The 20,351-nt window shown below is 66.6% G+C and carries 23 protein-coding genes; 5 read left to right on the top strand and 18 right to left on the bottom strand.

The window, feature by feature from the left end:
- Window positions 1-34: 34 nt before the first annotated feature.
- Window positions 35-967: a LysR family transcriptional regulator gene (locus SPYCA_RS15735; RefSeq protein WP_120221732.1), complete on the bottom strand. Its 933-nt coding sequence runs from the start codon at window positions 965-967 to the stop codon at window positions 35-37.
- Window positions 968-1,067: 100 nt separating this feature from the next.
- Here SPYCA_RS15735 and SPYCA_RS15730 point away from each other — a divergent pair, with 100 nt between their 5' ends.
- Together SPYCA_RS15730 and SPYCA_RS15725 are read left to right on the top strand one after the other, a co-directional pair.
- Entirely contained in the window at window positions 1,068-1,820 is a 753-nt protein-coding gene (locus SPYCA_RS15730; protein WP_120221731.1) for a 3-oxoacyl-ACP reductase family protein, read from the top strand.
- Between the two features lie 24 nt (window positions 1,821-1,844).
- Window positions 1,845-2,447: an NADPH-dependent F420 reductase gene (locus SPYCA_RS15725; RefSeq protein ID WP_120221730.1), complete on the top strand. Its 603-nt coding sequence runs from the start codon at window positions 1,845-1,847 to the stop codon at window positions 2,445-2,447.
- Between the two features lie 74 nt (window positions 2,448-2,521).
- On the opposite strand, the gene SPYCA_RS15720 is transcribed toward SPYCA_RS15725, so the two are convergent.
- Window positions 2,522-5,281 (bottom strand): [protein-PII] uridylyltransferase, encoded by a 2,760-nt coding sequence (locus SPYCA_RS15720; RefSeq protein ID WP_120221729.1) that lies wholly within the window; start codon window positions 5,279-5,281, stop codon window positions 2,522-2,524.
- A gap of 158 nt (window positions 5,282-5,439) precedes the next feature.
- Window positions 5,440-8,043 carry a DNA mismatch repair protein MutS gene (gene mutS, locus SPYCA_RS15715; RefSeq protein ID WP_172595164.1) on the bottom strand — a complete coding sequence of 868 codons (2,604 nt, stop codon included), beginning with the start codon at window positions 8,041-8,043 and terminating at the stop codon, window positions 5,440-5,442.
- A gap of 279 nt (window positions 8,044-8,322) precedes the next feature.
- Here mutS and SPYCA_RS15710 point away from each other — a divergent pair, with 279 nt between their 5' ends.
- Window positions 8,323-10,587: an NADP-dependent malic enzyme gene (locus tag SPYCA_RS15710; protein WP_120221728.1), complete on the top strand. Its 2,265-nt coding sequence runs from the start codon at window positions 8,323-8,325 to the stop codon at window positions 10,585-10,587.
- A 151-nt stretch (window positions 10,588-10,738) separates the two neighbouring features.
- Here the strand turns inward: SPYCA_RS15710 and SPYCA_RS15705 are convergent, their stop codons facing one another.
- Window positions 10,739-11,224: an outer membrane protein assembly factor BamE gene (locus SPYCA_RS15705; protein WP_120221727.1), complete on the bottom strand. Its 486-nt coding sequence runs from the start codon at window positions 11,222-11,224 to the stop codon at window positions 10,739-10,741.
- Between the two features lie 170 nt (window positions 11,225-11,394).
- Between SPYCA_RS15705 and SPYCA_RS15700 the strand changes: the two genes are divergently transcribed.
- Complete coding sequence (locus SPYCA_RS15700; RefSeq protein ID WP_120221726.1) at window positions 11,395-11,925, top strand: ubiquinol-cytochrome C chaperone family protein; 531 nt, start codon at window positions 11,395-11,397, stop codon at window positions 11,923-11,925.
- A complete protein-coding gene (locus SPYCA_RS15695; protein WP_120221725.1) occupies window positions 11,922-12,452 on the top strand; it encodes a YceD family protein in 531 nt (176 codons plus the stop codon). The genes SPYCA_RS15700 and SPYCA_RS15695 overlap by 4 nt, the downstream gene beginning before the upstream one ends.
- A 141-nt stretch (window positions 12,453-12,593) precedes the next feature.
- Here the strand turns inward: SPYCA_RS15695 and SPYCA_RS15690 are convergent, their stop codons facing one another.
- The 14 genes from SPYCA_RS15690 to rplN form a co-directional block, all read right to left on the bottom strand.
- Entirely contained in the window at window positions 12,594-13,286 is a 693-nt protein-coding gene (locus tag SPYCA_RS15690; RefSeq protein WP_120221724.1) for a hypothetical protein, read from the bottom strand.
- A gap of 48 nt (window positions 13,287-13,334) precedes the next feature.
- Window positions 13,335-13,994 carry an adenylate kinase gene (locus tag SPYCA_RS15685; protein WP_120221723.1) on the bottom strand — a complete coding sequence of 220 codons (660 nt, stop codon included), beginning with the start codon at window positions 13,992-13,994 and terminating at the stop codon, window positions 13,335-13,337.
- A gap of 47 nt (window positions 13,995-14,041) precedes the next feature.
- Window positions 14,042-15,415 carry a preprotein translocase subunit SecY gene (gene secY, locus SPYCA_RS15680; RefSeq protein WP_120221722.1) on the bottom strand — a complete coding sequence of 458 codons (1,374 nt, stop codon included), beginning with the start codon at window positions 15,413-15,415 and terminating at the stop codon, window positions 14,042-14,044.
- 321 nt (window positions 15,416-15,736) lie between these two features.
- Entirely contained in the window at window positions 15,737-16,219 is a 483-nt protein-coding gene (rplO, locus tag SPYCA_RS15675) for a 50S ribosomal protein L15 (protein WP_172595163.1), read from the bottom strand.
- A 48-nt stretch (window positions 16,220-16,267) separates the two neighbouring features.
- Entirely contained in the window at window positions 16,268-16,474 is a 207-nt protein-coding gene (locus SPYCA_RS15670; RefSeq protein WP_120221720.1) for a DUF1737 domain-containing protein, read from the bottom strand.
- A gap of 7 nt (window positions 16,475-16,481) precedes the next feature.
- The gene (gene rpmD, locus SPYCA_RS15665) at window positions 16,482-16,667 is read right to left on the bottom strand and encodes a 50S ribosomal protein L30 (RefSeq protein WP_120221719.1); all 186 of its coding nucleotides are present in this window, start codon (window positions 16,665-16,667) and stop codon (window positions 16,482-16,484) included.
- 4 nt (window positions 16,668-16,671) lie between these two features.
- Complete coding sequence (gene rpsE, locus SPYCA_RS15660) at window positions 16,672-17,364, bottom strand: 30S ribosomal protein S5 (protein WP_120222390.1); 693 nt, start codon at window positions 17,362-17,364, stop codon at window positions 16,672-16,674.
- A 2-nt stretch (window positions 17,365-17,366) separates the two neighbouring features.
- Entirely contained in the window at window positions 17,367-17,720 is a 354-nt protein-coding gene (gene rplR / locus SPYCA_RS15655; RefSeq protein WP_120221718.1) for a 50S ribosomal protein L18, read from the bottom strand.
- A 3-nt stretch (window positions 17,721-17,723) separates the two neighbouring features.
- Window positions 17,724-18,257 carry a 50S ribosomal protein L6 gene (gene rplF, locus SPYCA_RS15650; RefSeq protein ID WP_120221717.1) on the bottom strand — a complete coding sequence of 178 codons (534 nt, stop codon included), beginning with the start codon at window positions 18,255-18,257 and terminating at the stop codon, window positions 17,724-17,726.
- Entirely contained in the window at window positions 18,257-18,661 is a 405-nt protein-coding gene (gene rpsH, locus SPYCA_RS15645) for a 30S ribosomal protein S8 (protein WP_011543074.1), read from the bottom strand. Before rpsH ends, rplF begins: the two co-directional genes overlap by 1 nt.
- A gap of 11 nt (window positions 18,662-18,672) precedes the next feature.
- The gene (gene rpsN, locus SPYCA_RS15640; protein ID WP_120221716.1) at window positions 18,673-18,978 is read right to left on the bottom strand and encodes a 30S ribosomal protein S14; all 306 of its coding nucleotides are present in this window, start codon (window positions 18,976-18,978) and stop codon (window positions 18,673-18,675) included.
- A gap of 53 nt (window positions 18,979-19,031) precedes the next feature.
- Window positions 19,032-19,610 carry a 50S ribosomal protein L5 gene (gene rplE, locus SPYCA_RS15635; protein WP_120221715.1) on the bottom strand — a complete coding sequence of 193 codons (579 nt, stop codon included), beginning with the start codon at window positions 19,608-19,610 and terminating at the stop codon, window positions 19,032-19,034.
- On the bottom strand, window positions 19,603-19,920 hold the full coding sequence (gene rplX / locus SPYCA_RS15630) for a 50S ribosomal protein L24 (protein ID WP_120221714.1): 318 nt from the start codon (window positions 19,918-19,920) through the stop codon (window positions 19,603-19,605). The genes rplE and rplX overlap by 8 nt, the downstream gene beginning before the upstream one ends.
- Window positions 19,921-19,922: 2 nt before the next feature.
- Window positions 19,923-20,291: a 50S ribosomal protein L14 gene (rplN, locus tag SPYCA_RS15625; RefSeq protein WP_120221713.1), complete on the bottom strand. Its 369-nt coding sequence runs from the start codon at window positions 20,289-20,291 to the stop codon at window positions 19,923-19,925.
- Between the last annotated feature and the right edge of the window lie 60 nt (window positions 20,292-20,351).

Raw genomic sequence — 20,351 nt, 5'->3', positions numbered from 1 at the left:
CGTCGGTTTTCTCGCCAATTATGCTCTGCGCGGCCTATGTTCCCAAGCTGCCGGCAAATCGCTCTGCCAGCCTGTCGCGCTTGAACGCCTCGGCGATCCAGTCGACGAAGGCGCGCGTCTTCCCCGGCAGCAGCGTTCGCGACGCATAATAGACCGAGATCGCACCCGCATCGGCATACCAGCGTGAGACGAGCCGCACGAGTGCGCCGCTCTCCAGGTCCGGCAGCACGTCCGGCACTGCGAGCAGGGCAACGCCCAGCCCGAGCCTTGCGGCTTCGCGCATGGCGGCCGGGTCGTTGACCACAATATCTTCGCTTAGCGTCGCCGCGCGCTCGACGCCTGCCGCATCGCGCATCGTCCAGTGCCTGATCCGGCCGGTCTGGAGCGAGCGCATGACGATGCCGTCGAACGCCGCCAGCGCCGCCGGGTCGGTGGGCGCCACGCGGCCGGACATATAGGCGGGCGACGCCACCGCGACGATGTGCGCAGGCGCGAGCGTCCGCGCGACGATCCCGGGCGACAGGTCGAAACCACCGCCGATCGCTGCGTCATAGCCCTCGGCGACAATATCGACCTGCCGGTTCTCGAAATGCCATTCGGGGCGGATATGCGGATAGCGCGTGATGAAGCCCGGCAACATCGGCAGGATATGCATAATGCCAAAGGTCGGGGCCATGCTGACCTTCAGCACCCCGGCGGGCTCGCCGCTGTCCGATGCGATCCCGGTAATCGCCGCCTGAATATCGTCGAGGCTTCCAGCAATCGCGAGCCGGAAAGCCTCTCCTGCCTCGGTCAGCGTCAATTTGCGCGTCGAGCGTTGAAAAAGCCGGACGCCCAGATTGCGTTCGAGCATGGCGACATTGCGGCTGACCGCTGCGGGGGTCAGCGCGAGCCGACGCGCGGCTTCCGAAAAGCTGCCGAGCTCGGCGCTGCGCACGAAGGATTCAAGATTGGCGAGCGTTTCCATTTTCAATCAATAGTTGAAAATATAACAAATCATTACCGGCTAATCGAGACATAATGGATGAGCCATCTTCACTCCACCAAAGCAATCAGGAGTAAAGACCATGACCAACACCAATTTGAACCTTTCGGGCAAGATCGCCCTCGTTACCGGCGGTTCGCGCTCGATCGGCGCCGCCATCGCCCGCCGCCTTGCCGCCGACGGTGCTGCGGTTGCCATCACCTACAGCGCCTCGCCCGATCGCGCCGCCGACGTCGTCGCCGAAATCGAAGCGGCGGGCGGCAAGGCGATCGCCATCGCCGCCGACGCAGGCGACCCGGATGCGGTGCGCGCCGCAGTAACCCGGACCGCCGAAACCTTTGGCGGCATCGACATCCTCGTCAACAATGCCGGGGTCGCGGTGAATGCGCCGATCGAGGATTTCCGTTTCGAGGATTACGAACGGATGCTCGCGGTCAATGTCACCGGCGTCTTCGTCGCGACGCAGGAAGCCGCACGCCGCATGAAGGCGGGCGGCCGCATCATCCACATCGGCTCGTCGATGACGCGCTACGCCGCCTTTCCGACCGCGTCGGTCTATACGCTGACCAAGGGCGCGATCACCGGCTTCAACCGCAGCCTTGCGCGCGACCTGGGGGTCAAGGGCATCACCGTCAACACCGTCCACCCCGGCCCGACCGACACCGACATGAATCCCGCCGATGGTCCCGTCGCCGCGATCGTCGGTCCGGGCATGGCGATCGGCCGCTATGGCCAGCCATCGGAAATCGCCAGCATCGTCGCCTTTCTCGCCAGTGACGAGGCGGCCTTCGTCACCGGCGCCGACATCGTTGCCGACGGCGGCCTCACCGCCTGATCCCGAAACGAAAGGAGCATCATCATGCCCAGCATCGGCATCATCGGCGCCGGAAACATCGGTCGCGCCATCGCCACGGCCCTCGCGCGCAAGGATATTGCTGCGACACTCGCCAACAGTCGTGGTCCCGAAAGCCTCGCCGACGCGGTCGGCGCGATCGGTCCCGCGATCACCGCAGGCACGCGCGAGGACGCGGCGGCGAAGGACATCGTCTTTGTCGCGGTGAACTGGTCGAAACTGCCGCAGGCTCTCGGCGGCCTGCCCGCTTTCGATGGTCGCATCGTTGTCGACACGAACAACCCGATCGAGGCGCCGCTGTTCAAGCCGTTCGATCTCGGCGGCCGGGCCTCGTCCGAAGTCTTCGCCGACATGGTGCCCGGCGCGCGCGTGGTGAAGGCGTTCAACCACCTTCAACCGCATCTCGTCTCCGGCAATCCGGCCAGCGAGGGCGGAAAGCGTGTGCTCTTCTACTCGGGGGACGATGCGGGCGCCAAGGCGGAGATTGGTTCGCTGATCGACCGGCTCGGTTTTGCCGGGATCGACCTCGGCTCGCTGGCAGTGGGCGGACGGCTCGTCCAGTTCCCCGGCGGACCGCTTCCGGCCCTCAATCTGGTGAAGTTCGGCTGACAAATAGACGTCGACGGCGGATCGGCCTCGCCGATCCGCCGCGCGGCGCGGTTTGACGGCGGTTCTTCAAACCCCTAAGCCGCCACCGCCTCCTCGCTCGCACTCGTCGCCGCCTCCAGCAACCTCTTCTCCAGCGATTTCACCCGCGCGGCGCTGTCGATCTTGTCGCCGATCAGGTCGGTCACGTAAAAAGTGTCGACCGCGCGTTCGCCATAGGTCGCGACGTGGGCGCTGTGGACGGTGACCTTTGACTGGAAAAGCGCGTAGGCGAGCTGGTTGAGGAGCGCCGGGCGGTCCTGCGCGTTGACCTCGATCACGGTGAAGCGGTTCGACGCCTTGTTATCGACGAAAACGTTGGGCGCGACGCGGAACGCCTCGGCCCGCGTGCGCGGGAGCGCGCGGGCTTCGAGCTTGGGCAGCAGTTTCTGCCGGTTGGCGAGCGCATCCTCGATCGCACGGGTGAGGCGTGCGATCTGCCCCGGCTCGTCGAACGGGCGGCCGATCGGATCCTGGACGAGGAAATTGTCGAGCGCGAGGCCGTCGCGCGTCGTGTGGATGCGCGCGTCGATGATGTTGCCGCCCGCGAGGTGGATGCCCCCCGCGATGCGATAGAAAAGCCCCGGATGGTCGGCGGCGAGCACCATCACGAGCGTCGCGCCGCGATCGTCGTCGGGGACCGCGGCGATGTGCAGCGGCGCGTCGCCCGCCTGCCGGATATGGACGAGGTTCGCGGCGATGACTTCGACCGGCTCGGCGATCCAGTAGCTTTCGGGCAGGCGCCTGGCGACCTTGTCGAAGGTCTTGCGGTCGAAGCCGAATTGCGCCGCCACCGCCTCCTTCTTGCTCGCGATGCGTTGTTCGCGGCCCTTCTGCTTGTGGCCGAGGCGCAGCACTTCTTCGGCGGCGTCGTACAGTTCGGTGAGCAATTGCCGTTTCCAGCTGTTCCACACGCCGGGGCCGACCGCGCGAATGTCGACGACAGTGAGCACGAGCAGGAGGCGGAGGCGCTCGGGGCTCTGCACGATCTGCGCGAAGTCGAGGATCGTCTTGAAATCGGCGAGGTCGCGTTTGAACGCGGTCGCCGACATGAGGAGGTGATAGCGCACGAGCCACGACACGGTCTCGGTCTCCGCCTCGCTCAGCCCCAGCCGCGGGCAGACGCGCAGCGCGAGCTCGGCGCCGAGCACGCTATGGTCGCCGCCGCGCCCCTTGGCGATGTCGTGCAGCAGCACCGCGACATAGACGACGCGCCGCGAATGGATCTGGTCCATGATCGCGGTCGACAGCGGATGATCCTCCTTGAGCCGTCCCTGTTCGATGTCCGACAGAAGCCCGATCGCGCGGATCGTATGTTCGTCGACGGTATAATGATGATACATGTCGAACTGCATCTGCGCGACGACGCGGCCGAAATCGGGCACGAAGCGGCCGAACACCCCCGCTTCGTTCATCCAGCGCAGCACCGTTTCGGGGTCGCGCGGGCTGGTGAGCACGTCGAGGAACAGCGCGTTGGCGCGGGCATTGCGGCGCACGCCCTGCGTCTCGATCAGCTTGGCATCGTGGCGCGCCTGGCGCATCGCCTGCGGGTGGATTTCGAGGCCGTGCCGGTCGGCGAGCGCGAAAATCTCGATCAGCCGCACCGGGTCGGCCGCAAAAAAATCATCCGAAGGCAGCGCGAGGCGGCCGCGATCGAGGACGAAGCCATTGAGCTTGCCCGGCCGCCGCCGGATGGTCGGCAGGAAGCGCCGCCCGCGCGCCGCCATCTGGTCGTCGAGATGCGCGAGGAAGGTGCCGGTCAGATCGCCGACGCTCTTCGCATGAAGGAAATAGAGCTGCATGAAGCGTTCGACCGCGCTCTTGCCCGGACGGTCGGCGAATTTCATGCGGGCGGCGATCTCGCGCTGGAAATCGAAGGTCAGCCGGTCCTCGGCGCGGCCCGCAAGGACATGGAGGTGACAGCGGACCGCGAGCAGAAAGTTTTCCGCGCGCGCAAACTGACGCAGCTCGCGCGCCGAGAGCAATCCGGCATCAACCAGCTCGGGCACGGTGCGCACGCGGTGGATGAACTTGCCGATCCAGAAGAGCGTGTGCAGGTCGCGCAGCCCGCCCTTGCCCTCCTTCACATTGGGTTCGACGACATAGCGCGAATCACCCATTCTTTTGTGCCGCTCGTCGCGCTCGGCGAGCTTGTCGGCGACGAAGGCGCGCGCATTGCCCGCGACGACCTCGGCATCGAAACGCGCCGCGGCCTGGTCGTACAGGTCGCGGTCGCCCCAGATGAAGCGCCCTTCGAGCAACGCCGTGCGGATGGTGAGGTCGTCCTTTGCCGCGCGCACCATCTCGTCGAGCGAACGCGACGAATGGCCGACCTTCAGCCCCAGATCCCAGAGCGTATAGAGCTGCGCCTCGATCACCTGCTCGGTCCAGCTCGTCTGTTTGAACGGGGTGAGGAAGCCGATGTCGATGTCGCTGTGCGGCGCCATCTCGCCGCGGCCATAGCCGCCGACCGCGATCAGCGTGATGCGCTCGCCCGCCGAACGGTTGTTGGCGGGGTAAAGATGCTGGACGGTGAAATCATGGCTGAGGCGGACGAGCTGGTCGATCAGGAAAGCAGTCGCCTGCGCCGCGACGCGCCCCGACGACGGGTGCGCGAGCAGCCGCCGCTCGATCTCCGCACGGCCATCCTCAAGCGCCGCCTTGAGCAGCGCGACCATCGCGCGGCGGCGCTGGCTCGCATCGCCCGTTTCGGCGGCGATGGCGTCGAGCTGCCCCGCGAGCGCGCGGCGGTCGATGATCGCGCGGCGCTGGTCGAGATGGGCGAAGAGGTCGGTCATGCGAGACAAGCCCGGCGGATTCTGACAGCCGATTCCCCGAGCGAAGACGAGGGGGCCGTTCGAGCGCAGCGAGAACCCTTGGCAACACACCCCGCCTCGACTTCGCTCGGCAGAGCCCCTCGTCTTCGCTCGGGGAATCGGAGAGAGGATGTCGTCATCTAACCCTCGTCCGCCATCAGGCGCTTGAGCGTATAGAGCGCGTCGAGCGCCTCGCGCGGGGCGAGCGCGTCGGGGTCGATGCTTGCCAGCGCGTCGCGCAGCTTGTCCGGTTTTTCGGCGGGCGCGGCGGCAAGCGTCGCGGCGAAGAGCGGCAGGTCGTCGAGCCCCGCGGCGAGCCCGCCGGTTTTTTCGCGCCCGGCTTCGAGTTTGGCGAGCACGGCCTCGGCGCGCTTGACGACGGCGGCCGGAACCCCCGCAAGGCGCGCGACGGCGAGGCCGTAGCTGCGGTCGGCGGGGCCGTCGGCGACCTCGTGGAGCAGCACCAGATCGCCCTGCCACTCGCGCGCGCGAACATGATGGAGCGAGAGCGCATCCAGGCTTTCGGCGAGCCGCGTGAGTTCGTGGTAGTGCGTCGCGAAGAGGCAACGGCAACGGTTCACCTCATGCACCGCCTCGACCACCGACCAGGCGAGCGCGAGCCCGTCGTAGGTCGAGGTGCCGCGCCCGACCTCGTCGAGGATGACGAAGCTGTCGGGGGTCGCCTGCGCGAGGATGGCGGCGGTTTCGACCATTTCGACCATGAAGGTCGAGCGCCCGCGCGCGAGATTGTCGCTCGCGCCGACGCGGCTGAACAGCCGGTCGACGAGGCCGAGCCTTGCCGAGACGGCGGGGACAAAGCCGCCCGCCTGCGCGAGCACGACGATGAGCGCATTCTGGCGGAGAAAGGTCGATTTGCCGCCCATATTGGGGCCGGTGACGAGCCAGAGCCGGTCGCGTTCCGATAGGGACACATCATTGGGCACGAAGCGTTCGCCTGCCCTGGCCAGCGCCGCCTCGACCACCGGATGCCGCCCGCCGACAACATCAAGGCACGGTTCGTCCGCCAGCTCCGGGCGGCACCAATTGTGGCTCATCGCATGATCGGCGAGCGCGGCGGCGACGTCGAGGCGCGCGAGTATGTCGCACGAGGCGGCGATCGCCTCGCGCCGCGCCACCGCGGCGTCGGTGAGCGCCTCGAGATGGGCGGCCTCGGCCGCGACCGCGTGGACGCCCGCCTGCGTCACACGGCTCGCCGCGTCGTGGAGGTCGGCCGAGTTGAACCGCACCACCCCCGCGAGCGTCTGGCGGTGGGTGAAGCCGCTATCGGGCGCCATCAGCGCGTCGGCATGCTTCGCGGGCACCTCGACATGATAGCCGAGCACGCCATTGTGGCGGATCTTGAGCGAGGCGATGCCCGTGCGGTCGCGATACCCGGCTTCCAATGCGGCGATCGCCTTGCGCCCGTCACGCGCGGTTTCGCGCAGCGCGTCGAGCGCATGGTCATAGCCTTCGGCGATATAGCCGCCCTGCGCGGCGTCGACCGGCGGCGTTTCGACGAGCGCGCGTGTCAGTTCATCGACGAGCGCGCCATGGCCGTCGAGGCCGGGGAGCAGGCGCGCGAGCAAAGGCGGGAGGTCGGCGCGCCGCGCGAGCCGTTCGCGCAGGAGCCGCGCGCCGCCGAGCGCATCGCGCAGCTGGGCGAGGTCGCGCGGGCCGCCGCGCCCCGCGACGAGGCGGCCGAGCGCGCGCCCGGCGTCGGGCAGCGCGCGGAGCGCCGCGCGGAGATCGCCGCGCCACAGCGCGTCTTGCGCCAACGCATCGACGAGGTCGAGCCGGTCGAGGATCGCGGCGCGGTCGGTGAGCGGGCTCGCCAGATCGTCGGCGAGCAGCCGCGCGCCCGCCGCGGTGACGGTGCGGTCGATCGTGCCGAGCAGGCTGCCCTCGCGCGTTCCCGCCATGGTGCGGACGAGTTCGAGGCTTTCGCGCGTCGCGGCGTCGATTGCCATGCGATCCGACGCCGACACGCGCACCGGCGGCTGGAGGAAGGTCGGGCCGCCGGTCCCGACATGATCGAGATAGGCGAGGAGCGCGCCCATCGCGGCGATTTCACTGCGCGAAAACGGGCCGAAACCGTCGAGTGTCCGGACGCCGTAAAAGGATTCGAGCCGTTTCTGCGCGCCGGTGCTGGCGAAGTCCGCCGCCGGCCGGCGCACCACCTGCCGCGCCGACGAGATGGGCAGCGCGTCTGCGCTCTCGCTGAGCAGCAGTTCGGAGGGCGCCAGCCGGGCGAGTTCGGCGTCGACCGCTTCCGCGCGCACCGCGACGACCTCGAACCGTCCGGTCGAAATGTCGGCGGCGGCAATCGCCACCTCGCCCTCGCTGCCGACCTGCGCCAGCGCGGCGAGGCGGTTCGCGCTGCGCCCTTCGAGCAGGCTTTCCTCGGTCAGCGTGCCCGCGGTGACGAAGCGCACGATGTCGCGCGCGACGAGCGCCTTCGACCCGCCGCGCGCCTTGGCTTCGGCGGGGGTTTCGACCTGCTCGGCAATCGCGACGCGGTGCCCCGCGCGGATGAGGCGCGCGAGATAGGATTCGGCGGCGTGGACCGGCACGCCGCACATCGGCACAGGCGCTCCGTCATGTTCGCCGCGCGAGGTCAGCGCGATGTCGAGCGTCGATGCCGCCGCCTTGGCATCGTCGAAGAACAGTTCGAAAAAATCGCCCATGCGATAGAAGAGCAGGCAGTCGCCGGCCTTTTCCTTCAGCGCCCAATATTGCGCCATCATCGGCGTCGAGGCCGACGGAACCGCGCGCGCGGCGGCGTTGCTGTTGGCGGGACGGGGAGCGGTGGCGGCCATCGCCCCCTGCTTAGTGATTGGGGGCGGCATGGCAAGGTCGGAGGGGGGATGCGGGGTGGAATGGAGGGTGTGGGGTGAGGAACTGCCTTTCCCTTATCCGTCATCCCCATCGCCCCCGCACCCAACATTGGCGGTTACATTTTCGCGAGGCGGCGCTAGGGGAAAGGCTCGGGCGCGCATCTTGTGACTTTATCGAGAGGATGACGAATGGACAGCGGCAGCAAGGTGCAGTTTTCGGATCGCGAGGCCCTGCTCTACCACGAATATGGGCGGCCCGGAAAAATCGAGATCGTCGCATCGAAGCCGATGGCGACGCAGCGCGACCTGTCCCTCGCCTATTCGCCCGGCGTCGCGGTGCCGGTGAAGGCGATCGCCGAAAATCCCGCCGCGGCTTATGACTATACGGTCAAGGGCAACCTCGTCGCGGTCATTTCGAACGGCACCGCGATCCTGGGGCTCGGCAACCTCGGCGCGCTCGCGTCGAAGCCGGTGATGGAGGGCAAGGCGGTGCTGTTCAAGCGCTTCGCCGACGTCGATTCGATCGACCTCGAAGTCGATACCGAAGATCCGCAGCGTTTTATCGAGGCGGTCGAACTGCTCGCGCCGAGCTTTGGCGGGATCAACCTGGAAGATATTGCCGCGCCCAATTGCTTCATCATCGAGGCGGCGCTGAAAGAGCGCATGAACATTCCGGTGTTCCATGACGACCAGCATGGCACCGCGATCATCACCGCCGCGGGGCTGATCAACGCCTGTTACCTGACCGGGCGCGAGCTGGGGGCGGTCAAGGTCGTCGTCAATGGCGCAGGGGCGGCGGCGATCGCCTGCACCGCGCTGATCAAGGCGATGGGCGTGCGGCACGAAAATGTCATCATGTGCGACCGCAAGGGCACCATCTATCAGGGTCGTACCGATGGCATGGACCAGTGGAAGTCGGCGCACGCGGTCCCGACCGACGCGCGCGACCTCACCGAAGCGCTGGTCGGCGCCGACGTGTTCCTGGGCCTGTCCGCCGCGGGCGCGCTCAAGCCCGAGATGGTGAAGGACATGGCGCCCGCGCCGATCATCTTTGCGATGGCGAACCCCGATCCCGAAATCTCGCCGCCGGATGCGCGCGCGGCGCGGCCCGACGCGATCATCGCGACGGGGCGGTCGGACTATCCGAACCAGGTCAACAATGTCCTCTGCTTCCCCTTCATTTTCCGCGGCGCGCTCGACGTCCATGCGACCGCGATCAACGAGGAGATGAAGATCGCCGCGGCCTATGCGATCGCCGACCTCGCGCGCCAGCAGGTGCCCGAGGAGGTTGCCGCGGCCTATGGCGGGCGCGCGTCGAGCTTTGGCCCCGAATATATCATCCCCTCCCCCTTCGACCCGCGCCTGATGGAAATCGTCCCCGCCGCTGTCGCCAAGGCGGCGATGGACACCGGCGTCGCGCAGAAACCGATCGCCGACCTCGATGAATATCGCACGCGGCTGCGCGCGCGGCTCAACCCGACGACGTCGGTGCTGACGCTCGCCTATGAAGCCGCGCGCACCAACCCGAAGCGCGTCGTCTTTGCCGAGGGCGAGGAAGAAACCGTGCTGCGCGCCGCGATCCAGTTCCGCGACGGCGGCTATGGCACGCCCGTGCTCGTCGGGCGCGAAGGGCTGCACGACAAGCTGCGCGCGATGGGCGTCGCCGATGCCGAGAGTTTCGAGGTCCACAACAGTGTCAATTCGCCGCATGTGCCCGCGATGGTCGACATGCTCTATGAGCGGCTCCAGCGCCGCGGATATCTGCGCCGCGACGTCGAGCGGATGGTCAACCGCGACCGCAACATCTTTGGCTCGCTGCTGCTGAAGATGGGGCTGGGCGACGCAATGATCACCGGCACGACGCGCACCTATTCGCAGACGATGCGCGAAATCCGCCGCGTGATCGACCATGCCGAGGGCAAGACGCCGTTCGGCATTCACGTGCTGGTCGACCAGCATCACACCATCTTCATGGCCGACACGACGGTCAACGAGCGGCCGTCGGCCGAAATGCTCGCCGACATCGCCGAACGCACCGCGCAGGTCGCGCGGCGCATGGGGCACGAACCGCGCGTCGCCTTCCTGTCCTATTCAACCTTCGGCAACCCCGAGGGGAGCTGGCTGGAGAATATCCGCGAGGCGGTGGCGATCCTCGACCGGCGCCAGCCCGCGTTCGAATATGAAGGCGAAATGGCACCCGACGTCGCGCTCAACGCCAAGGTGATGAAAAACTATCCCTTCTGCCGCCTGTCGGGGCCCGCGAATGTGCTGGTGATGCCGGGGCTGCAATCGGCGAACCTGTCAGCGAAGCTGCTGCGCGAACTCGGTGGCGGCGCCATCATCGGCCCGATGCTGGTTGGCATGGAGCATCCGGTGCAGGTCGCGACGATGGCGTCGACCGCGTCGGACCTGGTCACGCTGGCGGTGCTCGCCGCGGGCGGCATCGCGCAGTAATTCTTCGCTCCTCCCTGTGGCGAAGCCATGGGGAGGTGGCAGCGCGAAGCGCTGACGGAGGGGCAATGGCACTGCCGTCGACGCCCCTCCACCACGCTCTTCGGACGCGGTCCCCCTCCCCATCGCTACGCGACAGGGAGGATTCTATCCTTTACGGCCCCGTCGGCGCACCGGCACCGGGCGCGCCGACCGCGCCGATATTGCCGAAAATATCCTCGAAGAAGCTGCGTTCGCGGCCGAGCGTCGGCGTCTTGTCGCCTTCGGGGCTGATCCTGCTCACCAGTTCGAGCCCGGTGCGATCGACCGCGGCGACGTTGCCCGCGGCATCAAAGCGCACGCGCAGCACCTGCTGCGCGATCGGTCGCGGCTTGGCGAAGGCAAGCTGGCGCGTTTCGCGCGAGACATAATAATATTCGCCGGTGCCGAACTGCCCGACGAAGGTGGGGCGGCCGAGCGTGCGTTCGACCGATTCGCGATTGTCGACACCGGGGGTGATCGCCTCAGTGAGCGCCGGATCGACCACATAGCCCTGCCGCCCCTTGAGCTGCGCGCAGCCGCTGGTCGCGAGCAGGGCGGCGAGGCCGAGCAGGACAAGGCGCGCGCGGGGGGTGGAAAGGACAGGACTCGCATTCGGCATAAACTATCTCCATTGCGCCGGTCCGCCGCTGCGTCGGGCGGTGGCGCTGGCTCTCGCGCCTCTTAACCGCAAGCGGTGAGCGCGCACAAGCCGCTTGTGCCGCGGCAAAGCTTGCCACAAGCTGACCGGCGCCCCTTTTCGCGCGGCGCGAATGCGCCTAAGCAGCGGCGATGTTTTCCTTTCGCAAATTGTTCCGATCCCAACCCGACCCGCGCGAGGCGCGCCGCCCGCTGTGGCAGGCGGTGATCGCCACCGCGCGCGCGCCGCACTGGTATGCCGAGGGCGGCGTTCCCGACACGCTCGACGGCCGGTTCGACATGGTCAGCCTGGTGATGGCGCTGGTGCTCCACCGGATCGACGACGATCCCGATCAGGCGCTCGCCGGGGTCCAGCTCACCGAATTGTTCGTGAGCGACATGGACGGGCAGATGCGCCAGATCGGCTTTGGCGACATGGTCGTCGGCAAGCAGGTCGGGCGGATGATGGGCGCGCTCGGCGGGCGGCTGGGCGCCTATCGCGCGCCCGACGGGTCGGACGAGCTTCGTGCCGCGCTGGTGCGCAACCTGTGGCGCGGCAAGGCGCCGGGCGAAGCGGCGCTGGCGCATGTGATGGCGAAGGTGGCGGCGCTGCGCGGCGCGCTCGCGGCGATGCCGGTCGCCGAGCTGGTCGCGACGGACCGCCTGCCGGGAGCCGAGCGGTGAACGCGGCGAGCGAGTTTTCGCTGGTCGTCACGCTCGCCGACGCGGCGCAGGGCCGCGCCATCGCCGTCGAGGCCGACGCGACGGCGCGCGCGCGGATCGCGGCGCGGCTCGGCCTGATGGCGCTCGATCATTTTGCGCTCGCCGCCAGCCTGCGCGCCGTCGCCGGGGGGCTCGCCGCAACCGGCGAAGTCAGGGCAGAGGTGGTGCAGGCGTGCGCCGCCACCGCCCTGCCCGTCGCCACGCGCATCGCCGAACCCTTCGACCTGCGCTTCCTGCGCGATGTCGATGCCCCCGCGCACGCCGACGAGGAGGTCGAGATCGGCCGCGACGAGCTCGACCTGCTGCCGCTCGAAGGCGACCGCGCCGACATTGGCGAGGCGGCAGTGCAAACGCTGTCGCTCGCACTCGACCCCTTTCCGCGCCACCCCGACGCCGACCGCATCCTCGCCGAAAAGGGTGTGCTGAGCGAGGAAGCGGCAGGGCCGTTCGCGGCGCTCGCCAGGCTGCGCGGCAAGCCGGGGGGTTAGCGTTTTGCTACAGGGATAGCCTGTGCCCCCGCGAAGGCGGGGGCCCATCGCCCGACGGCGATGTTCGGCGCCGACAGGAGCTGGATCCCCGCCTTCGCGGGGGCGCGCGATTCTCTTGACCCCGATTTTGGTCTTTGCGCTTCAGCGGCGCTCGTCGGGCTTCGGGTTGGCGTCTGGCTCGACCAGATCGGCGACTGCGGCGTCGAGGCCGGATTCATCCTTCGCCGCCGGGGCATCGGCGTCAGGCGTCGCTGCCTCTTCCGCCGCCTTTTCATCGCGCGCCGGGGGCAGCGCGCCGCCGAGCGCCTCGGCCAGCCCCTTGAGCTGCTCGCCGATCACGCGGTCGACCGCGGGCGCGATGTCGGCGACCTTGAAGCGCATATAGCCGCCAACGACATAGTCGAAGCGCAGCGCGCTGCCCGTCGGAGTTTGCTTGATCTGGATGGTCAGCGTGCCGGTCAGCGCCTCGCCCTGCAGCGGCCCGAAAGCGCCCGACAGGCGGAGCAGCGCGTTGGGCCGGGCGAAAAGGATGCGCGCATGCTGGACGCTGCCGAGCCCCGACCCGGTATCGGGCAGCTTTTCGCAGAAACAGCCCCCCGCCTGCGAATCGAGCCAGAAGTTCGCCGCATCACCCGACCAGCTATGATCCTTTGACCACCAGTTCTGCGGCATCCGCAGCATCTTCCACACGTCGGCGGGCGCCGCCGCGACCTGCGCGGTGTGCGCGACGGTAAAGCCGCTCTCGCTCTGGTCGATAACCTTGGCGTCTGCCGCGGGCGCGAGTGCCAGCGTGCCAAAAGCCGCAAAACCGGCAAAATATCCAGAAATCGCCATCAGCCTGTCCCCCTTGCCGCCCTCAATAACGGGCGGCGGCGGGGCTGGCTAGCCAGCGGTGTTCAGGATCGTTTCGATCGCGTCGTTGACCTGGTCGATCGGCGCCATGCCGTCGACATGGGTGACGATGCCGCGCGCCTCGTAGATCGGCAGGATCGGAGCGGTCTTGGCGCGATACTCGACCATGCGCGTGCGCACCGTTTCCTCATTGTCGTCGGGACGGCGCTTGAACTCCTCCGACCCGCAAATGTCGCAGACATTGGCGACCCTGGGCAGCTTGTAGCGATCGTGATAGCCCTCGCCGCATTTGGCGCAGCTGAAGCGACCCGTGATGCGGTCGACGAGCGCGTCTTCCTCGACGCGCAGCTCGATCACATGGTCGAGCTTGCGGCCGCGCGCCGACAAAATACCGTCGAGCGCATCGGCCTGCGCCGCGGTGCGTGGATAGCCGTCGAAGATCACCGAAACATCGGGGCCGAGTTCGTCGAGCCGCTCGCCGATCAGCCCCGATACGATGTCGTCCGAGACCAGCTCGCCCGCGTCCATCACCGCCTTCGCCTGAAGCCCGATGGGGGTGCCCGCCTTGACCGCGGCGCGCAGCATGTCGCCGGTCGACAGCTGCACCATGCCATGCTCATCCTCGAGCCGCGAAGCCTGCGTTCCCTTGCCCGCCCCCGGCGGCCCGAGCAAAATGATATTGAGCGTCATGGAAGCCCCTGTTCCCGTGCGTGTCGCCGCCTGCCCTAACGAAGGCGTCAGCGCCGCGCAACGCCGCCCTTCAATTTCGCCTTCTTGATGAGGTCGCCATATTGATGCGCGAGCATGTGGCTCTGGATCTGGCTGATCGTGTCGATCGTCACGTTGACGATGATGAGCAGGCTGGTGCCGCCGAGGTAGAAGGGCAGCCCCGACTGGGCGATGAAATACTCCGGAACGAGGCAGATGACCGCGAGATAGGCAGCGCCGATCACCGTGATGCGCGTCAGCACGAAATCGAGATAGGTGGCGGTGTTCTTGCCCGGACGGATGCCGGGAATGAAGCCATTTTGCTTTTTCAGATTTTCGGCGGTTTCCTCGGGGTTGAAGACGACCGCGACATAGAAGAAGCAGAAGAAGATGATGCCCGCGGCATAGAGCGCCATATAGAGCGGCTGACCATGCGCGAGATATTGGTTGAGCGTGATCAGGAAATCGCCCCACGCGGTATCGCCCTGGACATTATTGCCCATCATCTGCGTGACCGTGAGCGGCATGAGCAGCAGCGACGACGCGAAGATCGGCGGAATCACGCCCGCGGTATTGACCTTGAGCGGCAGGTGGCTGCGGTCGGCCTGCATCACGCCGCGCTGCGTCGCGCGTTTCGGATACTGGACGAGGACGCGACGTTGCGCGCGCTCCATGAAGCTGATGAAGGCGATGATCGCGATGCCCCCGGCGATGACCGCCACGACGGTGCCGCCGCCCATCGACCCTTCGCGCACCTGCGTGAACATCTGCGCAAAGCTGCGCGGCAGCTGCGCGAGGATGCCCGCCATGATGATGAGCGAGACGCCGTTGCCGATGCCGCGGCTGGTGATCTGTTCGCCGAGCCACATCAGGAAAAGCGTGCCGCCGACGATCGAGATGACCGCACCGACGCGGAACATCATGCCGGGATCGACGACCGCGGCGATGCCCTGCGACGCGCCGAGCGTTTCGAGCCCGACGGCAATGAAATAGCCCTGGATCGCGGTGAGCACGACAGTGCCGTAGCGCGTATATTGGTTGAGCTTCTTGCGCCCGCTCTCGCCCTCTTTCTTGAGCGCCGCAAGGCTGGGCGAGAGCGCCGCGGCAAGCTGCACGACGATCGACGCGGTGATATAGGGCATGACGCCGAGCGCGATGATGCTCATGCGCTCCAGGCTGCCGCCGGAGAAGGTATTGAAGATGTCGAGCACGCCGCCCGACGCCGCCTGCGAATAGAGGTTCGCCAGCGCGACGGGGTCGACGCCGGGAAGCGGTACGAACGACAGGAAGCGAAAGACGATCAGCGCGCCGATCGTGAACCAGATGCGGTTCTTGAGTTCGGTCGCCTGACCGAATTTCGAGAAATTGAGGTTGGAAGCAAGCTGGTCGGCGCGAGAGGCCATGGGTATTTTCCTCGAGGATAGTCCGGACCGCGCCCCCCGCGACCCGGCGCCTATGTGCGTTCGCATGTGCCGGAACGCAAGGGGAAAGGGCCTATTTTAAGCGGCAGGCCGCTGTCGAACTCCGCTTTCATTGTCCGTTCGCATCGAGCGAAGTCGAGATGCCCCTCGACCTTGCGCAGTCCCGAGGGGTGTCTCGACTTCGACCAAAGGTCGAAGTTCATCCTGAGCGCCTGCAAGGCAGTCGAAGGGCTCGACACGAACGGGTATTTGAATCTCGTATGCGGCGAGGGGCGGCTCTTCCGAACCGCCCCTCCCTTATTTTCACTCGGCCTTCGCTTCGGCCGGAGCTTCGGGAAGTTCGACCTTGCCGCCGGCCTTTTCGACCGCGGCGATCGCGCCTTTCGACGCGCCGGCGACCGAGAAATTGAGCTTGGCGGTCAGTTCGCCCTTGGCAAGCAGGCGCACACCATCCTTGCCGCCGCGCGCGACGCCCGCAGCCTTGAGCGCGGCATGATCGACCGTCTTCTTTACGTCGAGCTTCTTCGCATCGACCAGCTTCTGGATCATGCCCAGATTGACGATGGCGAAATCCTTGCCGAAGATATTGTTGAAGCCGCGCTTGGGCAGACGCATGTGGAGCGGCATCTGGCCGCCCTCGAAGCCGTTGATCGCAACGCCGCTGCGCGCTTTCTGGCCCTTCTGGCCGCGACCCGCGGTCTTGCCCTTGCCCGAGCCGATGCCGCGTCCGACGCGCATCCGGCCCTTGCGGGCGCCGTTGTTGTCACGAAGTTCGTTAAGCTTGATCGTCATGTCTTGCACTCGCTTTCGCTATGTTCGCGCTATGAACCGGCATCAGTCCGGTTCGATTTCACTCGATGGCTGGAAGCCCGGATAAGGTCCGGCCTTTTCCATCACGATGGCCTGCGCGACATGCGCGCGGCCGTCGACGCTGGTGATCGCGGGGCTGCCGTGAAGCTGCCACCCCCGGTTGAGCAATCCCTCGACCCGCGCGCAGAAGGCGGCATCGTCGGGGCCGGTCAACAGACGGTAGAGCTTCATGGCCTCTTTAGCCCTCGACGACTTCCACCATATGCGGAAGCTTGCGGATCATGCCGCGCACTTCGGGCGTGTCGACCAGTTCGACCTCGCGGTGCATCTTGCCCAGGCCGAGGCCGGTCAGGATCTTGCGCTGGTCCTTGGGTCGACGGATCGGCGAGCCGATCTGGCGGATCTTGATCTTCTTGTCGGCCATCGTCTTACTCCGTCACCGCCGCGGCTTCGGCCTCGGCTGCGCGGTCGGACGCACCGCCGCGCTTGATCAGGTCCGAAACCTTCTTGCCGCGACGCTGCGCGACCGACTTCGGGCTGGTCTGTTCGCCGAGCGCCTCGAAGGTCGCGCGGATCATGTTATAGGGGTTCGAGGTGCCGACCGACTTGGTCACCACATCCGCCACGCCCAGCGATTCGAACACCGCGCGCATCGGACCACCGGCGATGATGCCAGTCCCGGCGGGCGCCGAGCGCAGCGTCACATTGCCCGCACCGAAGTGGCCGCGGCCGTCATGGTGCAGCGTGCGGCCATCGCGCAGCGGAACGCGGATCATCGCCTTTTTCGCGGCGGCCGTCGCCTTGGAAATGGCTTCGGGCACTTCGCGCGCCTTGCCATGGCCGAAACCGACACGGCCCTTGCCGTCGCCGACGACGACGAGCGCGGCGAAGCCGAAGCGCTTGCCGCCCTTCACCGTCTTCGACACGCGGTTGATGTGGACGAGCTTTTCGATCAGCTCTTCGCCGCCATCCTCGCCCTGCGGGCGACGATCATCGCGGCGACCGCGGCCGCCGTCGCGGCCACCACGACCGCCATCGCGGCCGCCCCGGCCACGGCGGGGGGCGCCGGTGTTTTCGGTCGCTTCACCAGCGCCTTCGGCGTTCTGTACTTCGTCAGCCATCATTAGAACTCCAATCCGCCTTCGCGCGCCGCGTCGGCCAGCGCCTTGATGCGCCCGTGGAACAGGAAGCCGCCACGGTCGAACACGACCTGCGTCACGCCCGCCTTCTTGGCGGCGGCGGCAAGGCGCTTGCCGACATCGGCAGCAGCGGCCGTGGTCGCGCCGGTCTTGCCGCGGACATCCTTGTCGAGCGTCGAGGCGGCGGCCAGCGTCGTGCCCGCGGCGTCATCGATGAGCTGGGCATAGATGTGGCGGCCCGAACGGTGAACCGACAGGCGCGGACGCCCGGCGGCGCGCTGGCGGAGCGCGGTGCGAACGCGCTGGCGGCGTTTTTCGAAAGGGGTAAGATGTGCCATGGCTTACTTCTTCTTGCCTTCTTTGCGGAAGATGTACTCGCCGCGATATTTGATACCCTTGCCCTTATAGGGTTCGGGCTTGCGCCAACGGCGGATTTCCGCCGCGACCTGGCCGACCTTCTGCTTGTCGATGCCGCTGATCTCGATCGTCGTATTGTCCGGCGTCTTGATCTCGATGCCTTCGGGCACCGGAAAATCGACGTCATGGCTGTAACCGAGCTGCAGTTTCAGATTCTTGCCCTGCGCGTTGGCGCGATAGCCGACACCGGTGATCTCGAGCACCTTGGTGAAGCCCTCGGTCACGCCCGTGACAAGATTCTGCACCAAAGTCCGCTGCATACCCCAGAAGGCGCGGGCTTCGCGGCTGTCGTTCGCGGGCTGCACCGAAATGCTGCCGTCGCCGACTTCATATTTGATGTTGTCGGACAGCGACATGGCGAGCGTGCCCTTCGGCCCCTTGACCGACAGCGTGCCGCCGTCGATCGCGGCGGTGACGCCGCTCGGAATCTCGACTGCCTTTTTACCAATGCGCGACATCAGAACACCTCCGCCAGCACTTCGCCGCCGACATTCTGTTCGCGGGCTTCGGCGTCCGACAGGACGCCGCGCGGGGTCGACACGATGGTGATGCCAAGGCCGTTGCGCACGATCGGCAGCTCTTTCGAGCCCGAATAGACGCGGCGGCCCGGCTTGGACACGCGGGCCACGTGGCGGATCGCCGGCTGGCCCTCGAAATATTTGAGCTCGATGCGAATGCCCTTGTGCTGGCCTTTGGCGCCCAGCGCTTCTTCGCTGTAGCCGCGGATATAGCCTTCGCGCTGGAGGACATCGAGAACGCGGACGCGCAGCGTCGAAGCCGGCGTCAGGACGCTGTCCTTTTTCGCCTGCTGGCCGTTGCGGATGCGGGTGAGCATATCACCCAGGGGATCGGTCATTGCCATCTTCTAGTCCCTTACCAGCTCGACTTCACAACGCCCGGGATCAGGCCCTTGTTGGCCAGATCGCGGAGCTGCACGCGGCACAGCCGGAATTTGCGATAATAGGCGCGCGGACGGCCCGTCAGCTCGCACCGGTTGCGGATGCGGGTCGGGTTGCCGTTGCGCGGGATTTCCGCCATCTTGAGGCGCGCGATCAGGCGCTCGCCATCGTCGAGCGAGCTATCCGCGGCCATCGCCTTCAGCTTCGCATAACGGCCGGCATATTTCTTCACCAGCTTCTTGCGACGCTCATTCTTGTTTACCGAACTCAGTTTCGCCATGACTTAAGTTCTCTTTCCTTCTTGAAAGAGCCTGGCTGGTCCCGTGGAAGGGATCAGGCGGCTTCCTTTTCCTGCGCTTCGATCGGGAAGGGGAAGCCGAACAGCTTGAGCAGTTCGCGGGCCTCTTCGTCGGTGCGAGCGGTGGTGGTGACGATCACGTCCATGCCGCGCACCTGGTCGATGCGGTCATAGTTGATCTCGGGGAAGATGATCTGCTCTTTCAGGCCCATGGCATAATTGCCACGGCCGTCGAAGCTCTTCGCCGACACGCCGCGAAAGTCGCGGATGCGCGGCATCGCAATGGTGATCAGCCGGTCGAGGAACTCATACATGCGTTCGCGGCGCAGGGTGACCTTGCAACCGATCGGCATGCCTTCGCGCAGCTTGAACTGCGCGATCGACTTCTTCGCGCGGGTGACGACGGGCTTCTGGCCCGCGATCAGCTCCATTTCGGCCGCCGCGGCTTCGACCTTCTTCTTGTCCTGCGTCGCTTCGCCGACGCCCATGTTGAGCGTGATCTTTTCGATCTTCGGCACTTCCATCGCATTCTTGTAACCGAATTTCTCGGTCATCGCCTTGACGATCTTGTCGTCATACAGCTTCTTCATGCGCGGGGTGTAATTGTCAGCCATTGATCGTCTCCCCGGACTTCACGGCCACGCGGACCTTCTTGCCGTCCCTGGTTTCAAAGCGCACGCGCGTCGGCTTGCCCGTCTTGGGGTCGGCAAGCGCGACCTTGCTCGCGAACAGCGGCGCTTCCTTGCGCTCGAGACCGCCCTGCGGATTCTGCTGGCTCGGCTTGCGGTGGCGCGTGATGACGTTGACGCCCGCGACGACGACCTTGCCGTCCTTCGGCAGGCTCTGCACGACTTCGCCGGTCTTGCCCTTGTCCTTGCCGGACAGGATGACGACCGTATCGCCCTTCTTGATCTTGTTCGCCATGGTCAGAGCACCTCCGGCGCCAGGCTGATGATCTTCATATAGCCGCGGCTGCGCAGTTCGCGGACGACGGGGCCGAAGATACGGGTGCCGATCGGCTCTTCATTCTTGTTGACGAGCACGGCGGCATTGCTGTCGAAACGGATCACCGAGCCATCGGCGCGGCGCACATCCTTGGCGGTGCGAACGATGACGGCGCGATGCACGTCGCCCTTCTTCACCTTGCCGCGCGGCTGCGCTTCCTTGATCGACACGACGATGACGTCGCCCACGCCGGCGGTGCGGCGCTTCGACCCGCCCAGCACCTTGATGCACTGGACGCGCTTCGCGCCGCTGTTGTCGGCGACTTCCAATTGTGACTGCATCTGGATCATCGATGCATTTCCTTCTTCCTTGGCCTACCGGGCCGTCCCGGCGGTTCCGTGAAAATCTGA

The organism is Sphingopyxis sp. FD7 (assembly GCF_003609835.1).
Taxonomy (GTDB): Bacteria; Pseudomonadota; Alphaproteobacteria; order Sphingomonadales; family Sphingomonadaceae; genus Sphingopyxis.
Note: the sequence above shows the minus strand (reverse complement) of the source record. Positions and strands in the feature narration are given on the sequence as shown.